Annotated in this window: 14 protein-coding genes; 8 read left to right on the forward strand and 6 right to left on the reverse strand. The window is 64.1% G+C overall.

Translation table 11 applies throughout. The features are described 5' to 3' along the window. Positions 1 to 33: 33 nt before the first annotated feature. From Q8L25_RS21775 to Q8L25_RS21805, 7 genes are all read left to right on the forward strand, one after another. Complete coding sequence (locus tag Q8L25_RS21775) at positions 34 to 618, forward strand: sigma-70 family RNA polymerase sigma factor (protein WP_308921382.1); 585 nt, start codon at positions 34 to 36, stop codon at positions 616 to 618. Then, positions 615 to 1,262, forward strand: coding sequence for a DUF1109 domain-containing protein (locus tag Q8L25_RS21780; RefSeq protein WP_308921383.1), 648 nt, complete (start codon positions 615 to 617; stop codon positions 1,260 to 1,262). The genes Q8L25_RS21775 and Q8L25_RS21780 overlap by 4 nt, the downstream gene beginning before the upstream one ends. A 366-nt stretch (positions 1,263 to 1,628) precedes the next feature. Next, positions 1,629 to 3,128, forward strand: a complete 1,500-nt coding sequence (locus tag Q8L25_RS21785; RefSeq protein ID WP_308921384.1) for a DUF4331 domain-containing protein — start codon at positions 1,629 to 1,631, stop codon at positions 3,126 to 3,128. Between the two features lie 10 nt (positions 3,129 to 3,138). Next, on the forward strand, positions 3,139 to 3,387 hold the full coding sequence (locus Q8L25_RS21790; RefSeq protein ID WP_308921385.1) for a hypothetical protein: 249 nt from the start codon (positions 3,139 to 3,141) through the stop codon (positions 3,385 to 3,387). Between the two features lie 74 nt (positions 3,388 to 3,461). Then, positions 3,462 to 4,628: a tetratricopeptide repeat protein gene (locus Q8L25_RS21795; RefSeq protein WP_308921386.1), complete on the forward strand. Its 1,167-nt coding sequence runs from the start codon at positions 3,462 to 3,464 to the stop codon at positions 4,626 to 4,628. Further along, positions 4,625 to 5,752, forward strand: a complete 1,128-nt coding sequence (locus Q8L25_RS21800) for a HupE/UreJ family protein (protein WP_308921387.1) — start codon at positions 4,625 to 4,627, stop codon at positions 5,750 to 5,752. The genes Q8L25_RS21795 and Q8L25_RS21800 overlap by 4 nt, the downstream gene beginning before the upstream one ends. Before the next feature lie 137 nt (positions 5,753 to 5,889). Then, positions 5,890 to 6,741, forward strand: coding sequence for an aldo/keto reductase (locus Q8L25_RS21805; RefSeq protein ID WP_308921388.1), 852 nt, complete (start codon positions 5,890 to 5,892; stop codon positions 6,739 to 6,741). Position 6,742: 1 nt separating this feature from the next. On the opposite strand, the gene Q8L25_RS21810 is transcribed toward Q8L25_RS21805, so the two are convergent. Next, entirely contained in the window at positions 6,743 to 7,288 is a 546-nt protein-coding gene (locus Q8L25_RS21810; protein WP_308921389.1) for an RNA 2'-phosphotransferase, read from the reverse strand. Between the two features lie 26 nt (positions 7,289 to 7,314). Continuing rightward, the gene (locus Q8L25_RS21815; RefSeq protein ID WP_308921390.1) at positions 7,315 to 9,384 is read right to left on the reverse strand and encodes a TonB-dependent receptor domain-containing protein; all 2,070 of its coding nucleotides are present in this window, start codon (positions 9,382 to 9,384) and stop codon (positions 7,315 to 7,317) included. A gap of 123 nt (positions 9,385 to 9,507) precedes the next feature. On the opposite strand from Q8L25_RS21815, the gene Q8L25_RS21820 reads away from it, so the two are divergent. Beyond that, positions 9,508 to 10,692, forward strand: a complete 1,185-nt coding sequence (locus tag Q8L25_RS21820; protein ID WP_308921391.1) for a response regulator — start codon at positions 9,508 to 9,510, stop codon at positions 10,690 to 10,692. A gap of 328 nt (positions 10,693 to 11,020) precedes the next feature. Here the strand turns inward: Q8L25_RS21820 and Q8L25_RS21825 are convergent, their stop codons facing one another. The 4 genes from Q8L25_RS21825 to Q8L25_RS21840 form a co-directional block, all read right to left on the reverse strand. Then, a complete protein-coding gene (locus Q8L25_RS21825) occupies positions 11,021 to 12,412 on the reverse strand; it encodes a hypothetical protein (RefSeq protein WP_308921392.1) in 1,392 nt (463 codons plus the stop codon). A gap of 78 nt (positions 12,413 to 12,490) precedes the next feature. After that, a complete protein-coding gene (gene dld / locus Q8L25_RS21830; RefSeq protein ID WP_308921393.1) occupies positions 12,491 to 14,218 on the reverse strand; it encodes a D-lactate dehydrogenase in 1,728 nt (575 codons plus the stop codon). Beyond that, a complete protein-coding gene (locus Q8L25_RS21835) occupies positions 14,215 to 15,081 on the reverse strand; it encodes a fumarylacetoacetate hydrolase family protein (protein WP_308921394.1) in 867 nt (288 codons plus the stop codon). The genes dld and Q8L25_RS21835 overlap by 4 nt, the downstream gene beginning before the upstream one ends. 37 nt (positions 15,082 to 15,118) lie before the next feature. After that, positions 15,119 to 16,015 (reverse strand): SMP-30/gluconolactonase/LRE family protein, encoded by an 897-nt coding sequence (locus tag Q8L25_RS21840; RefSeq protein WP_308921395.1) that lies wholly within the window; start codon positions 16,013 to 16,015, stop codon positions 15,119 to 15,121. Positions 16,016 to 16,019: the final 4 nt, after the last annotated feature.

Genomic DNA, 16,019 nt, shown 5'->3' on the forward strand with positions numbered 1-16,019 from the left:
AATATTTTCCACCGCCTGTCACCAAAGGCCTCCATGCAACGAATACCTGTCAGTGAGCAACTGCACGGCACCGAATTGCGCCTGCATGGCCTGATGCTGCGCGGACTCGATGGCGATGCACAGGCGTATCGCGGCTTTTTGCAGGCGACCAGCGCCCATTTGCGCGCCTATTTTCGCCGGCGCCTGCAGCGCTGGCCGGACGAGGTGGAAGACCTGGTGCAGGAATGTTTGCTGGCCATCCACAACCAGCGCCTGACCTACGATACGGGCGTGCCGCTGACGTCGTGGATCCATGCGATCGCCCGCTACAAGCTGATCGACTGGCTGCGCCGGCACGCGCGGCGCGATGCGCTGCATACGCCATATGACGAGGACGACGATGCGCAGGCGCTGTTTTCCAGCGCCGACGGGGACGCGGCCGAGGCCAGCCGCGACCTGGCCAGGCTGCTGGCCACCCTGCCGGCGCAGCAGCGCGACGCCATCGTGCATACCAAGCTCGACGGCTGGTCCGTGCGCGAGACGGCCGGCGCCATGCGCATATCGGAAGCCAGCGTCAAGGTGGCCGTGCATCGCGGCCTGAAGGCGCTGGCAGCCAATTTAAGGATGACAACGACATGAAAACCGATGACTTGATCGCCATGCTGGCCAGCGGACCCGACGTGGCCGCCACCGCACCGCCGGGCGCGCGCTGGCGCACCGCCGCCACCCTGGGCGCGGGCCTGCTGGCCAGCGTGGCCCTGATGGCCGGTTTGCTTGGCGTGCGGCCCAACCTGGCGCAACTGGCGCTGCGGCCGGACTTCTGGATCAAGGTCGGCTTTGTGGCCGCCGTCTGCCTGGCGGCCTGGCATGCGAGCCGCCGCCTGGGCCTGCCTGGCGCGAATACCCGCAGCCTGCTGCCCTGGCTCGCCCTGCCCCTGCTGCTGATATGGGCGCTGGGCGCCGTCACCGTCGCCACGGCGGCGCCGGAGCAGCGCGCCGAGCTGTTCTGGGGCGCCACCTGGCGCAGCTGCCCGTTGCTGATCGCCATGCTGTCGCTGCCGATGCTGGCCGCCGTGCTGCGCGCCATGCGCCAGCTGGCGCCCACCCGTTTGCGCCTGGCGGGCGCGGCCGCCGGCTTTGCCGCCGGCAGCACGGCCGCCCTCGTGTATTGTCTGCATTGCCCGGAAATGGCCGCCAGCTTTGTCGGCGTCTGGTATGTGCTGGGCATGCTGGCACCAGGCGCCATCGGCGCCCTGCTGGGTCCCAAAGTGCTGGCCTGGTAACAATCGTGCCGGGCGGCGGTCGCCGCCTATCGACTCCATAGCGACAAACTCACGCATTCCCACCCGCTGCGCCGCGCCATCCTGTGCGCGCATGCCAGCTCCTGCCCGTCACATGCTCGCGGCTGCCTTGAATCATGGCCAGACTGCCATTATTTCTTGTCGCCGAAATATTTATTTTTGTTGCACTGGAAGAAACGCGTAGATTGGATGGGCGCCTGCCAGTCCCGGAAATCGATGGATGCCGATTCTTCCCGAAAAAAATTGCAAGAATTTGAATCCGGTCACGTTTGCCATCCGTACAAGTCAGGCAGCTCTGTAGTTCATTGAAGTATTGCTCTTGCGTATAACAATTCAGGGAGAATCGACATGTCTTTAATGCAATCGAAAACCGCACTGGGCGCCGCCATCCTCGGCAATCTGTTGGCCATGGCGTTTGCGCCATCGGCCTTCGCTTCCAGCCACCGCGAAGCACCGTTCATCACGCAAAACCCCAAGGTCGACGCCACCGACTTCTATATGTTCCGCAGCTATGAAGCGGGCCGCGGCGCCTACACCACCCTGGTGGCCGACTATGTGCCGCTGCAGGACGCCTATGGCGGCCCGAACTATTTCACCATGGACCCGCAGGCCCTGTACGAAATCCATATCGATAACAACGGCGACGGCAAGGAAGACATCACCTTCCAGTTCCGCTTCACCAACACCATCAAGGACGCCCAGTTCACCGTCGGCGGCAAGAAAGTCTCGATTCCACTGGCCATCAACGGCGGCGCCATCGACACCGTCAACCCGGCCGGCCTGAACGTGCGCGAGACCTACAGCGTCACCGTGGTGCGCGGCGACCGGCGCAGCGGCACCCGCACGGCGGTTACCAATGCCAGCGGCGGCGGCACCACCTTCGACAAGCCCATCGACAATATCGGCAACAAGTCCATCCCCAACTACGCGGCCTATGCGGCCCAGCACGTGTATGCCGTCAATATTCCCGGCTGCGCCACGCCGGCCCGCATGTTCGTCGGCCAGCGCAAGGACCCGTTCGTGGTGAACCTGGGCGAAACGTTTGACCTGATCAATATCAAGGCGCCCGCCACCGAGTTCGCCGCGAATGCGGAGTCGGCCACCAAGGATGACCTGGCCAAGAAAAACGTCACCGCCATCGAAATGGAAGTGCCGACCTCGTGCCTGACGGCCGGCGCCGACCCCGTCATCGGCGGCTGGACCACGGCCAGCCTGCGCCAGGGCCGTCTGCTCAACCCTGCGCCGGGGACCACCACCACCGCGTCGAAAGAAGGCGGCGCCTGGGTCCAGGTATCGCGCCTGGGCATGCCTTTGGTGAATGAACTGGTGATCGGCCTGAAGGACAAGGACCGTTTCAATGCCAGCAAACCGTCGGGCGATGCGCAGTTTGCCGACTATGTGACCAACCCGACCGCACCGGCCCTGGTCGAAGTGCTGTTCGGTTCGGCCGGCGCCAAGGCGCCCACCAACTTCCCGCGCAATGACCTGGTGGCGACGTTCCTGACCGGCATCAAGGGCGTGAACCAGCCGACCACCGTCACGGCCTCGGAAATGCTGCGCTTGAACACCTCGATCGCGGCCACCGGCGTCGGCGCGCAAAACCGCCTGGGCGTGATCGGCGGCGACAATGCGGGCTTCCCGAACGGCCGCCGTCCTGGCGACGACGTGGTCGACGTGGTGCTGCGCGTGGCGATGGGCAAGCTGTGCACCCTGAATATCGGCTGCGTACCGGCCGATGCACCGGCTGGCGGCCTGCACTTCACGGACGGCGCCTTCCTGGACGAAACATCGTTCACGGCCGGTTTTCCTTACCTGAAAACCCCGATCGCCGGCTCGCCACAACTGTAAGGAGTACGACATGAAAAAGCTCAGCTTGATGGGCGCGCTGGCGGTAACGGCGCTGATAGCCGGCTGCGGTGGCGGACACAGCAGCCACCATGACGACAGTGGCAGCGGCGGCGTCAATCCGCCACCGGTGGCCCTGCTCGACACGTTTTACGTGGCCGTCAGCAATCTCATCCTGACCACCAGCGAGGACAAGGAAGGCGTCAGCATCGACGCCATCGTCGCCACCTCGCCGGAAGACAAGGAACCGGTAGCATTGTAAGCAGCACCGGCGGGCCGCGGGAGCATTGCTCTGGCGGCCCGTATCACCCGACCGCAGGCCCGGAGCCCTCGCTGATGAGAAAATTGTTCTTGCTGTTTTTTACCCTGGCCAACATCGCGCACGCCGCGCCGTATATTCCCAAGGACGGCAATGCCGTCATCGAACAACTGCCGCGCCGCGCGGACACCACCCAAAGCGAACTGCGCAGCCTGCGCGCGCAGCTAAGCAGCCGGCCCCAGGACTTGGCGCTGGCCACCAGCCTGGCGCAGCGCTATATCGGCCTGTCGCGCAGCGAGACCGATCCGCGCTATCTGGGCTATGCGCAGGCGGCGCTGGCCCCCTGGTGGCGGCAAGCCGCGCCGCCCGTGCCGGTGCGCCTGCTGCGCGCCACCATCCTGCAAAGCACCCACCATTTCGATGAGGCCCTGCAAGACCTCGACGCGGTCATCGCGCAAGAACCGGCGAATGCCCAGGCCTGGCTGACGCGCGCCACCGTGCTGACGGTGCAGGGCGACTACGAAAAAGCCACGGCCAGCTGCGCCCGGCTATCTGCGCTCGCCACGCAACTGGTGACCGTCACCTGCATCGCCAATGTGGCGGGCGTGACGGGCCGCGCCGCGAAAAGCGAGCAACTATTAGATCTCACGCTCCAGCGCAGCGCCGGCACCGCGCCCGAACTGGAACACTGGGCCTTGAGCCTGCTGGCCGAAATGGCCGCGCGCCGTGGCGATGCCACGCTGGCCGAGGCGCGCTTCAGGCAGGCGCTGGCGCAGCAGCCGCGCGACAGCTATCTGCTGGGCGCCTACAGCGACTTTTTACTGGACCAGCGGCGCGCCCCCGAGGTCATCACCTTGTTGAAAGACCAGCAGCGTATCGACGCCCTGCTGCTGCGCCAGGCGCTGGCCATGCAGGCAGTGCAGAACCAGGACGCACCGTTAAAGGCGGCCACCGCCGAGCTGGCGGCCCGCTTCAACGCCGCCATGCAGCGCGGCGACACCGTGCACCAGCGCGAACAGGCGCGTTTTGCCTTGTTCCTGCAGCGCGATAGTGCCGGCGCCCTGCTGCTGGCGCAAAAAAACTGGGCCATCCAGAAGGAGGCGGCCGACATGCGCATCCTGCTGGAAGCGGCCGTGATGGCGCGCGACCGCGCCGCCGCCAAACCGGTGCTCGACTGGATAGCCGCGCACAAGGTGGAAGACGTGGCGCTGCAGGCACTGGCACGGAAAGCGGGTGCCCTGTGAACGCCCGCTTGATTGTCTTCATCGTTCTGCTGTGCGCCTGGTGTTCCCCGGCGCAGGCGCACAAGCCCAGCGACAGTTATCTGGCCATTACCGTGCAGGGCCAGCAAATCACCGGCCAATGGGATATCGCCCTGCGCGACCTCGATTTCGCCATCGGCCTCGATGGCAATGGCGACGGCCAGCTGACCTGGGACGAGATCCGCGCGCGCCACCAGGCGATTGCAGCGTATGCACTGCAGCGCCTGCATATCGCCACCACCGAGGGAGCGTGCACCGTGCAGGCGGGCGAACAGCTGATCGACCATCACACGGACGGCGCCTACAGCGTGCTGCGTTTTACGGCCGCCTGCCCCGGCACCGCCGCGCCCGCCAGCCTGGATATCGGCTACACCCTGTTCGCCGACCTCGACCCGCAGCACAAGGGCCTGCTGAAGCTGACGCACGATGGCGAGACGCAGACGGCGATTTTCGACCCCGACAGCCCGCGCCAGAGCTTGTCGATGGCCGCGCCGGACCGGCTGGCGCAGTTCGGCGCGTACGTGAAGCATGGGATCTGGCATATCTGGATCGGTACCGACCATATTTTGTTCTTATTGTCGTTGCTGCTGCCGGCCGTGTTGTTGCCGGGACTGCGCGAGCAGCAGGCCAGCTTGCGCGCCGCCTTTGTCGACGTGCTCAAAGTCGTCACCGCCTTTACGCTGGCCCACTCCATTACCCTCACCCTGGCCAGCCTGTCGCTGGTTTCCTTGCCCTCGCGCTGGGTCGAGTCGGCGATTGCCGCCTCGGTGGTGCTGGCCGCGCTGAACAATCTTTATCCGCTGTTTCGCGGCAGGCGGCCGGTGGCGGCGTTCTTGTTCGGCCTGATCCACGGTTTCGGCTTTGCCAGCGTGCTGCGCGACCTGGGCTTGCCGCAATCGGCCCTGGTCAGCAGCCTGTTCGGCTTCAACGTGGGCGTCGAGATCGGCCAGTTGGCCATCGTCGCCGTGTTCCTGCCGCTGGCCTGGTGGCTGCGCAAGAGCTGGTTTTACCGCCAGTTGTTCACCTGGGGCTCGCTGGCGATTGCGCTGGTGGCGGCCGTCTGGCTGGTGGAGAGAATTGCCGATATTAAACTGATCAGCGCCTGACGATGGATGCAGACGGCGCAGCTTGGCTGCACCATTGATTAGCCGGGCTTATAAGTCCATCCCGCTGCCGGCGGCTAATCAAATGCCGCCCACGCCGCTAGACTGTCTGCCATCGCCACCAATCGCAGGAGCCCGCCATGCAGCATGTCACCTTGAATAACGGAATCATCATGCCCGTGCTGGGCTTTGGCGTATTCCAGATTCCCGATCCGCAGGAATGCGAGCGCAGCGTGATCGACGCCGTCAACAGCGGCTACCGCCTGATCGACACGGCGGCGTCGTACATGAACGAGGCGGCCGTCGGCAAGGGACTGCGCAACAGCGGCATCGCGCGCCAGGAATTGTTTATCACCAGCAAGCTGTGGGTGCAGGACACGGGCTATGTGAACACCCAGAACGCCATCGAACAGTCCTTGCAACGTTTGCAGCTGGACTACCTGGACCTGTTCTTGATACACCAGCCGTTCGGCGACGTGCACGGTTCGTGGCGCGCGATGCAGGATGCGTACCGGGCCGGCAAGCTGCGCGCCATCGGCGTAAGCAACTTTCACACCGACCGCCTGATGGACCTGATCGCCTTCAACGAGATCGCCCCGGCCGTCAACCAGATCGAAGTCAACCCCTACCACCAGCAGGCCGGCAGCATGGCCTTCATGCAGGAGCACGGCGTGCAGGCCCAGGCCTGGGCGCCATTCGCGGAAGGCCGCAACAATCTGTTCCAGAATGAGGTACTGCTGACGATTGCCGCCAAACATGGCAAATCCGTGGGCCAGGTGGTGCTGCGCTACCTGCTACTGCGCGGCATCGCCGTACTGGCCAAGACCGTGCGCCCGGAACGCATGGCCGAAAACCTGGCCGTGTTCGACTTCAGCCTCGACGAAGCGGACATGGCCGCCATCGCCACCCTGGAAACCGGCGCCAGCAGCTTTTTCTCGCACCGCGACCCGGCCATCGTCAAGTGGATGAGCGAACGCAAGCTCGATATCTGAATCAGGGGAACGAGATAAACGCTGCCGGCACGGCGTCGGTCAGCCACACCCCATTCGCCGCCAGATAAAACACATGGCCCTGCGCCTGCATGGCGGCCGTGTCGACCGCCAGCACCACCGGCTTGCCGTGGCGGCTGCCGACGTTGACGGCGGTATCTTCGGTGGCCGACAGGTGCACATGGTTGCGGCTGCCGGCGCGCAGGCCCTGCTCGCGGATGGACTCGACAAAGCGGCTGGCCGTGCCGTGGTACAGCACGGCTGGCGGTATCGCCGGCGGCAAGGCGATGTCGACGGTCGCCAACGAGTGACCCTGGTTGGCGCGGATGCGCAGGCCATCCATGCTGACGGCGTAGCGCGTCTTGCTGTCGTTCGCCACCACTTCATCGAGCTGTGCGCGCGAGATGGTTTTGCCGTGGCTGGCCGCCTGCGCCAGCAGCTGGGCAATATCGGCCCAGCCGTTGGCGTCCAGGGTCAAGCCGATGGTCTCGGGCGCATGGCGCAATACAAGAGAAAGAAATTTGCTGGTTTGTACTGAATGATCTGTCATGCCCGCAGTGTAGCAGAGCAATATTGCTAGAAAGCGTAAGCCAGGGTCAAGCGTACCGACCTCGGTTCGACCGGATGAAAATGCCGGTCCTCCACTCCTTCCGCAGCTTCACCGGGCAGGCGCGACGCGTAGTAGTAATCGATGTCGCTGGCTCGCTTGTCGAACAGGTTGAACACATCGAGCGAGACGCGGGTCTGGCGGTTGAGCTGGTAACCGAGGCGCGCATAGGCCAGGGTGGTCGAGGCGGAGCGCACACTATTGTCTTCCACCAGCGGGCGCGGGCCGAAGTAGCGCAGTTGGAAGGCGGCCGACCATGGGCCCTGGTCGGTCAGGGTGACGCCGAACGAGGCCACCTTGTCGATCGAGCCGGGAATGAAGTTGCCAGCCGGGTCCTGCTCCGTATAGCGCGAGCGCGAGGCGGCCAGGTCCAGGTCGAACAGCAGCCAGGGCGCGGCAATATAGTGGTTGTTCCATTCGATGCCGTGGCGGCGGCTGGCGCGGCTCGGTTCGGTCTCGCCGGCGTCGCCGACAAACAGCAGCTCCGAATCGATGTCGAGGCGCCATAGCGCCAGCGAACTTTGCAGTCCCGGCAGCCATTCCGTGCGCGCACCGAGTTCCATGCCGCGGGTGGCGACCAGCGGCGTGACGGGCGCAGACGCCGTGCCGTCGGGCAAGCGCGTCTGCGTGGTGCCGCGCGCGTCATTGCTGTGGAAACCCTTGCCGGCATTGGCGAAGAACTCCGTCTTGCTCCACGGCCCGAAAATCAAGGACAGCTTGGGCGAGGTGATGCCGTCGCTGGCCTTGCCGCTATTGCCGGCGATACTGCTGGCCACATTGAAACGGTAGGCGTCATGGCGCAGTCCCGCCACCGAGCGCAGCCACGGCAGCCATTGCGTGCTGTTTTCCGCGTACAGGCCCACGCTGCCCTCGCGCACCCGGTCTTCGCGTACCGTGCTGTGCCGCACCCTGTCCTGGGTGCCATACAGGCCGACCGGCGACAGCCTGTCATGGCGCGCCTGCAGGCCGACCTTGTTGCGCATGGCAAAGCCGGCCAGCTCGGTATTCCAGCTGGCACTGGCATTCACGCCCGCCACCGTGCGCCGCTCGCTCTGCTGGAACTGGTCGCCCAGTTCAGGATCGGCCAGGAAGTAGGTGAAATTGCTGGTCAGGTCCAGCTGCGAGCGGATCACATAGGCGTCGAATTCGAACAGGCGGTTGTCCGTGCGCTTGCGCAGGGCGTAGGCCAGGCTGTAGCGGCTGGTATCGCCGCCGTCGCTGGGGTCCAGCGCGCCGTAGCGGCCAATCACGCCGGACTCGACCGCGCGCAGCGGCACCTGGTCGGTGGCGTTCCAGCTGTTCCTGTACGCCATGGCGGTGACATTGAAACCGTCATCCTGCGTGCCCTGGCTGTAACGCAGCACGCCGCTGTATTTGCGCACGCGCTCGGGACTGTCCCAGGGGCCGTCGTTGCGGTTCAGTTCCAGGCCGTACAGCAAGGTGCCCTGCATGGCGGCCACCGAATCGGCCAGCACGCCACGCGCATAGCCATGCTGGCCCACGGACAGGCTGGCCATGCCTTGCGGCAATTTGTCCATCAGCCGGATGCGCGCCGCGCCGGCCGAGGCGAAGTCGCCCTCGCCCGCAAAATACGGCCCCTTCTTGTAATCGATGCGCTGCACCAGTTCCGGAATCAGGAAATTGAGGTCGGAATAGCCGTGGCCGTGGGCATGCGTGCGCATATTGACGGGCATGCCGTCGACAAAGGTGGCGAAATCGGTGCCGTGATCCAGGTTAAAACCGCGCAGGAAATACTGGTTGGCCTTGCCGTCGCCGCTGTGCTGGGTGACGATCAGCCCGGGAACGAATTCAAGCAGTTCGCCCGTGCGCAACGCCGGTCGGTTGACAATCAAATCAGTAGTGATGACGCCCTGGCTGGCCGCATCCGAAGTGCCGACGGCGTTATCGTAATGGCCGGCCACGCGCACGGTGCGCGCCTCGTCGGCCGGCGCACCATCGGATTGAGCCAGCGCCTGGCCGGCCATGCACAGCAGCGTCAGCTGGCAAGCAGCCCCCAGTTTGCTTTTTCTCAAATGCATGTCGTCTCCAGTTTTTATGATGTCAGAGCGGGCTTGCGAATGTGTCTCATGCAATATCAATATACGCGGCAACTTGCTTGCTGGATTCAAAAATTTTGTTTTTCTGACCAGTAGGGAACTACCATGGACCAGACCGACAGCGCGGCCAGGCCGGCCAGGCGCATTATCCCCGCCAAGCGCGATATATTGCCGTATATCCTGCTGTCGATTTTGCTGGCAGGCATGTTGGCGGTACTGGCCGGCGCCCTGTTTCCACCGTATTACCACGCGGTGCCGGCCCTGCTCTGGAGCCTGGGCTTTTGCGTCAGCGGCATGCTGCTGGGATTTTTGTTCGGCATACCGCGCAGCTTGCCGTCGGGCACCGTCAATACGCCGCCGGCGGAAGAGCGCAGCAATGGCAAGCGCCGCAGCAGTGATGAGCCGGCCGCCATGGAAGCGGCGGCCGGTGCCGGCAATACCATTTTTATCGGCACGCCCTCGCCGATGGAAATCAATTCCAACCTGGTGGAAGTATCGGACTGGCTGACCAAGATCATCGTCGGCGTGGGCCTGATCGAATTGAAAAGCCTGCCCGCCACGGCGCAGGGCGTGGCCGCCTTTATCGCGCCCAGCCTGGCCATCGATATGGACACGGCCAGGGCGGTGGTGGGCGGCGTGATGCTGTTTTTTTCCGTCCACGGCTTTTTGATCGGCTACCTGCTCACGCGGATTTACCTGTCCATCATGATCAAGCGTGCCGACACCTTGGTCAAGTACGAGTCGGTCAGGCTGGAAAGCGGCAGGGAAATCGAAGTGGCGGAGCTGAGCCGCTTGCAGCAGAAGTCGCTGGAAGACCTGCAGGAAGCGGTGACCCAGCTGCTGCTGGCGCGCACTGCCGACGATGGCCAGCCGGCCGTGGCCACGCTGGCCGGCCTGCCGACGGCGCAAAAGCCGCCCGCGCGCGTGCTGTGGCTGGACGACCATCCGCGCAACAACACCTTGTTGGTGGAACAGCTGGCGCGCGAAAACATCAAGGTCGACCTGGCGCAGTCGCTGGCGCAAGCCCTGAGCCTGCTGCAAAAGAACCAGTACGCCCTCTTGATCACCGACATGGCGCGCCTGGAAGGCGGCCAGCGCGTCAAGGACGCCGGCGTGCGCACGGTGCGCGACGTGCGGCAAGCCATGCCGGACCTGCCGGTGATCGTCTATTGCAGCAAAGATACCGTCGCCAGCTACGGCAAGGAAGCCGAAGCGGCCGGGGCGCGCTTTATCACCGCCTCGGGGACCAGCTTGCTGGCGGCGGTGAACAAGCTGATTCATTCAGCTTGAGGCTGATTGACTTTGCGACAGTCTGGCGGCACCCGACGTATCAATGCGAAATTACTTGGCTTATTCAAGGCACTGAATTTGGGACAAACAGGCCAGGCGGCACGGGCGGCATTTGTGAACAGGGAAGGTCGAATGAAACATCGCCCCTGCCGCCAAAATGCAGATCAAGCCCCTTCGCGCATTGCTCACGGGCATAAATCACGGCCATCATGACGTTGTCACGCATCGAATATTCACCCAAATGCGTCAGCGTGACCGTATTGCGGATTCGATGACATGAATCGAGCGCATCCAGCTGATAGACCTGGTGATCGTCGTAGACACTGATCTATCCATCGCAATCATGGGCAAATTTGTCAATCACCAGCTGGCCCAGCAGATTTGCGGCAACCGCAGGCGGCATGGCCTCATCGGGCTTGACCTGATGGAGTTGAAACGCCTGCTGGCCTTGCGCCAACACATCGCGCCACGGCAGTGTCGATTCGGCCAGCTCATCAAGATACCTTCGCGGCGTGGCCACCGTTGCACTGGCCGGATGCAGCGCGCGTTTTGCCGCCACGCGGAGCAAGTCCGCGGTGGCATAGCTGCGCGTCTGATGCGAGGCAAACATATCAGCCCACAAGTCCAGTGGTCCAATCGCATCGCCGTTATCTTCGCCCATTGCAGCGGCAAGGTAGAAAACAGCCGCACCACACGTGTAATGCGTGCGTCCGCCGCCGGCAATCTTGTTGGCCAGTGTTACACCATTTGCCGAGCTACAGCCTGTCAGGCTGCTCGCCCGCTCATTTCTGTAACGCTCGGCACTGGAAAATCCCGATAGATTCAAAGCATGGTGGGCGGCCGCATCCGCGCCGCCCTCGTACAACCAGATAGGCTCCTGGTGTTGCATATTCCACAGTCCGGCATTCCAAAGATGAAATAGCTCGTGTGCAAGAAAGCTGGCCAGCTGATAAGACTGACCTTCGTTTTCAACTTCCCAGCTTTGCCCCATCAGGTTCAGGCGCACCATGCCGGGATTGGTGTCACCGCGAAAACCGGAGCCAGCAGGATTGAACGACACCACTATCCATGGCTTGCGCTGGGGGCGGCTGCCGAATTTGCGCGTGTACAAGTGCATCAGCGCCTTCACTTGCTGATCCAGTGATTGAACAACCCAGCGCGGCAGTGCGCTGTCCAAGGTAATGTCGTATGCAGTGGTGGTTTTTGTATAGCCTACGCCAGCAACGATATAAGTGGCGGCGTCGTTGGCGCGCCAGACCGTTGCGCCTTTTGCGAAGGAACGGCCCAATACCACCCCTGGTGTCGCGAGGCTGACGAAGCCGCCGCCTTTGGGAAGCAGATACTCCGAATAAATCTGTGCGCCGCGCCCGTCGCCAAACAGGACGACCGGCGAGTAGACGCGGTCCAGCATACCATCGCGTTCAAACGCCTTGAGCTGCACGGAAAACGACTTTTGCGGCGTTGGCAGCAGCAATGCGGTACCGTCGGAATTCAAGCGCGCACCATCCGATGGCACCCAGGATTTCAAGCGCACTTCGCCATTACCGGCAAAGCGCAAGACGTCGACCGCCTCTGATAAGTCAAAACGGGCGTCGACGGTTGCCGACCCGGCTTTGAACGTCAACGTGACCTGTGCAGACTGTGCAAATGCCGGGGTAGTGACAACGTAGATCACCGCGATCATCAATGCCCGCCCAAGTCCTGCCACCAAACCGTTCATTCGCACATCCCTGTTCATCACGCGGCAAGCTCCTCAGCTGATAACCTTGCCGGGATTATAACTTCCAGAAGCAATGACTCAGGCAACATTTTCCCGCGATCCCGCCCCCTCCCCCCAGTTCGCCAGCTTCGACGTCTTGCCGATGCCCGGATTGAACTGGTTGCACGGATCGATCTCGCGATAAAAGGCAGCCAGCGCCGGCTTGGCCGCGTACAGGTGGCCGACATTGTGTTCGGCCGGGTATTCGGCGCCGCGCTGGTCCAGCAGGGCCAGCATTTCGTGCTCGACTTCCATCGCGTCATGGCCCTTGTTGACGATGTAGTCCTGGTGGAATACATGACACAAGAAGTGGCCGTAATACAGTTTCTGCGACAGCTTGGCGTCGATCTGCGGCGGCAGCTGCTCGAACCAGTCGCGCGTGTTGCGCGGCAGGGCGATATCGAGGGCGACGATGTCGGCAATATGGCGCCGGTGCATGGTGCGGTAGCGAACGGCGGCACCGGCCACGGCGAAGCGGTGCAAAAAGGCGCGCGCGCCCTCGTCGGCGTCGCAGGTGAAAAAAGCGCCCTCGCCTGCCTGGAAACGCCGTTCCAGCAGGTCGCGCGTGGCCTGCGCCTGGTCGCCGGCCACCTTCAGCATCAGATGGTGCTGATACAGGTCGCGGTACTGCAACATGCGGGGCGGCAGGTGCGAGGGGAAGCATCGCCCCATCCATTGCATGGCGCGGTCGCTGAGATCCGCCGGCAGCCAGCGCCAGCGCGCCAGCAGGCGGTCCAGCCTGGCCTTGGCCGCAAACAGCGCCGGCAGGCGCGCCGTGCCCAGCAGGCGTATCAGCAAAAACATGTCCTTGCCATAGCGTTCGGCCAGGTTGAAGGCGTCGCGGTGCACGTATTCGGCGGCGATCGGCAGCGGTGCGTCGCCAGCCAGCAGCTCGCGGCGCAGCAAGGTCAGTTGTTGCGGGTCATTGGTGCCGATATAAAACACCTGCGACGATAGCTGGGCCGGGAAGGTATCGAGCCGCACGGCAAACAAAATCAGCTTGCCGGCGCAGCCCGAACATTCGTACAGGCGCTGCGGATCGGCGTTGTAGCGGGCCGGTGTGTCCTGGTCGACTTCGCGCACCTGCCGCGCATAGCGGTCGTCATGCGCCTTGCCGCCATGGAAATCGATATCGCCGTCGGTGTAGTCGCGGCTGTCCAGGCGCGCCAGCATCGCTTCCGGCTCGTCGCCCAGCGCGATGCCCAGGTGATTGACCAGTTCCAGCCGGCCCTGTTCGTTCACCCGGGCGTACAGCGACAGCTCGGTATACGCCGGGCCGCGCTGCACCAGCGAGCCGCCGGAATTATTGCAGACGCCGCCGAATACGGACGCGCCCACGCAGGACGAGCCGATCAGCGAATGCGGCTCGCGGCCCAGCGGCTTGAGCGTGCGTTCCAGCAGGTCCAGCGTGGCGCCGGGAAAGCACACGACCTGCCTGCCGTCATCCACCACATGCAGTTTTTTCATGCGCATGGTGCTGATAATGACGATATCGCGGTCGTAATCGTTGCCGTCCGGCGTAGAGCCGCCCGTCAGGCCCGTATTGGCGGCCTGCATGATGACAATCTTGTTGGCCGTCACGCAGGCCTGCACCACCTGCCACTGCTGCACCAGGCTGGCCGGGCGCACCACCGCAATGGCCTCGCCGCTGCCGAAGCGAAAGCCGCTGCAATACGGCCGCATGCGGTCGGCCCGGTCGATCACGTCGCCCGGGCCGACGATGGCCTGGAGCGCGGCGATCAGACTGGCATTGCCGGCGCCGCTCATGCGTCCAGCACGGCCGCGTCCCAGGCGTACACAGTCTGCCGCTGCTCGCCCAGGCCGGCGATCGACAAGGCCATGGTGTCGCCCGCGCGCAAGAATTGCGGCACGGGTTTCAGGCCCATGCCCACGCCCGGCGGGGTGCCGGTGGAAATAATGTCGCCCGGCTCCAGCGTCATGAAGCGGCTGACATAGCTGATCAGCTCGGCCACGGTAAAGATCATGGTGGAAGTCGAGCCGTTCTGCACGCGCCGGCCGTTCACTTCCAGGCTTAGCGCCAGTTGCTGCGGGTCGCCCACTTCATCGGCGGTGACCAGCCATGGACCGACCGGGCCGAAGGTGTCGCAGCCCTTGCCCTTGTCCCAGGTACCACCGCGTTCCAGCTGGTATTCGCGTTCGGACACATCGTTGACCACGCAATAGCCGGCCACATGCTTCAGCGCCTGGTCCAGCTCCACATAGCGGGCGCGGGTGCCGATCACCACGCCCAGCTCGACTTCCCAGTCCGTCTTGACGGAATCGCGCGGCATGACGACCGGGTCGTTCGGGCCCTGGATGGCGGAAACGGCCTTGGTAAACAGGATGGGCTCGGCCGGCATCGGCATGCCGGCCTCGGCGGCGTGATCGGCGTAGTTCAGGCCGATACAGATGAACTTGCCGCAACCGACCCAGGGCGTGCCGATGCGGCCACCGGCGGCGATCACGGGCAAGGTTGACAGGTCCAACGCGCGCAGCCTGGCCAGGCCAGCCGGCGACAGCACGCTGGCGTCGATGTCGGCAACGATGCCGGCCAGCGAACGGATCTGGCCGTCGGCGTCGAGGATGGCGGCCTGTTCCTGACCCTTGTTGCCGGTACGCAGTAATTTCATATAAAGACTCCTGGTTGATAATGGTTGTAATTATTTTTCAGGCGACCCGCACCCGGTGCTCGGGCAGGCCCGGCACGGCGCAGCGCAAGGCCCACAGCGAGCCGGCCAGGCGTTCGCCAGCCTGGCGGCCGGCGGCGGCCGAGGTCACGAACAGCGTGCACAGGTCGGTGCCGCCAAAGGTGGCGGTGGTGATATTGGTGACGGGCATCTCGACCACGCGGTCGATGCGGCCGTCCGGCGCGATGCGGACGATGCACTTGCCGAAGAAACGGCAGTTCCACAGATAGCCCTCGGCATCGATGACTGAGCCGTCCGGCAAGCCCCGCTCCCAGCCGCCGAAAAACGGCCGGCGCCGGCTCAATGACATGCTGGCGACATCGAAATCGAAGGCCCAGATCATATTGTCCAGCGTATCGGCCGTATAAAAGGTGGCGCCGTCGGGGCTCCAGCAGACGGTATTGGCAATGCCGATGCCGTCCAGGTGCACGCTGGCCGCGCCATCGGGGCGGATGCGGAACAATTTTCCGTCGCGCCCGCCCGCTTCGCCCTGCTCGCCGTCCGCGCCCACGTTGTTGCGCATCGAGCCGATCCAGAAATTGCCGTGGGCATCGGCGCGGCCGTCGTTCAGGCGCACGGCGGGAAAGCCGTCGAGCATGAAACCGTGGTCGCGCCGCACATCGCCCTCGGGCCACCACCAGATCAGGCGCGAGGCCAGCGCCACCAGCCAGCGGCCCGGCTCGGTGCTCAAGGACAGCGCCACCACCGGCTCGTCGAACAGCCAGGTGATGGTGCTGGCCGTGCTTTCCGCATGGCGGTGGATCAAAAAACGGTTGATATCGGTCCAGTACAGGGCCTGTTCCTGCGCGCACCAGACGGCGCCCTCGCCGACGGCGTCGCCGGTGGCCGCAATGCAGCGCGGTTCATACAACGCCATGGCC

This window comes from Janthinobacterium sp. J1-1 (genome assembly GCF_030944405.1).
Taxonomy (GTDB): Bacteria; Pseudomonadota; Gammaproteobacteria; order Burkholderiales; family Burkholderiaceae_D; genus Janthinobacterium.

Coding starts and splice junctions, on each gene's coding strand:
- dld (WP_308921393.1), bottom strand. CDS start 14,218: ATGAGCGGCGCCGGCAATGCCAGTCTGATCGCCGCGCTCCAGGCCATC.
- Q8L25_RS21825 (WP_308921392.1), bottom strand. CDS start 12,412: ATGAACGGTTTGGTGGCAGGACTTGGGCGGGCATTGATGATCGCGGTG.
- Q8L25_RS21785 (WP_308921384.1), top strand. CDS start 1,629: ATGTCTTTAATGCAATCGAAAACCGCACTGGGCGCCGCCATCCTCGGC.
- Q8L25_RS21775 (WP_308921382.1), top strand. CDS start 34: ATGCAACGAATACCTGTCAGTGAGCAACTGCACGGCACCGAATTGCGC.
- Q8L25_RS21805 (WP_308921388.1), top strand. CDS start 5,890: ATGCAGCATGTCACCTTGAATAACGGAATCATCATGCCCGTGCTGGGC.
- Q8L25_RS21840 (WP_308921395.1), bottom strand. CDS start 16,015: ATGGCGTTGTATGAACCGCGCTGCATTGCGGCCACCGGCGACGCCGTC.
- Q8L25_RS21795 (WP_308921386.1), top strand. CDS start 3,462: ATGAGAAAATTGTTCTTGCTGTTTTTTACCCTGGCCAACATCGCGCAC.
- Q8L25_RS21790 (WP_308921385.1), top strand. CDS start 3,139: ATGAAAAAGCTCAGCTTGATGGGCGCGCTGGCGGTAACGGCGCTGATA.
- Q8L25_RS21835 (WP_308921394.1), bottom strand. CDS start 15,081: ATGAAATTACTGCGTACCGGCAACAAGGGTCAGGAACAGGCCGCCATC.
- Q8L25_RS21780 (WP_308921383.1), top strand. CDS start 615: ATGAAAACCGATGACTTGATCGCCATGCTGGCCAGCGGACCCGACGTG.
- Q8L25_RS21810 (WP_308921389.1), bottom strand. CDS start 7,288: ATGACAGATCATTCAGTACAAACCAGCAAATTTCTTTCTCTTGTATTG.
- Q8L25_RS21815 (WP_308921390.1), bottom strand. CDS start 9,384: ATGCATTTGAGAAAAAGCAAACTGGGGGCTGCTTGCCAGCTGACGCTG.
- Q8L25_RS21820 (WP_308921391.1), top strand. CDS start 9,508: ATGGACCAGACCGACAGCGCGGCCAGGCCGGCCAGGCGCATTATCCCC.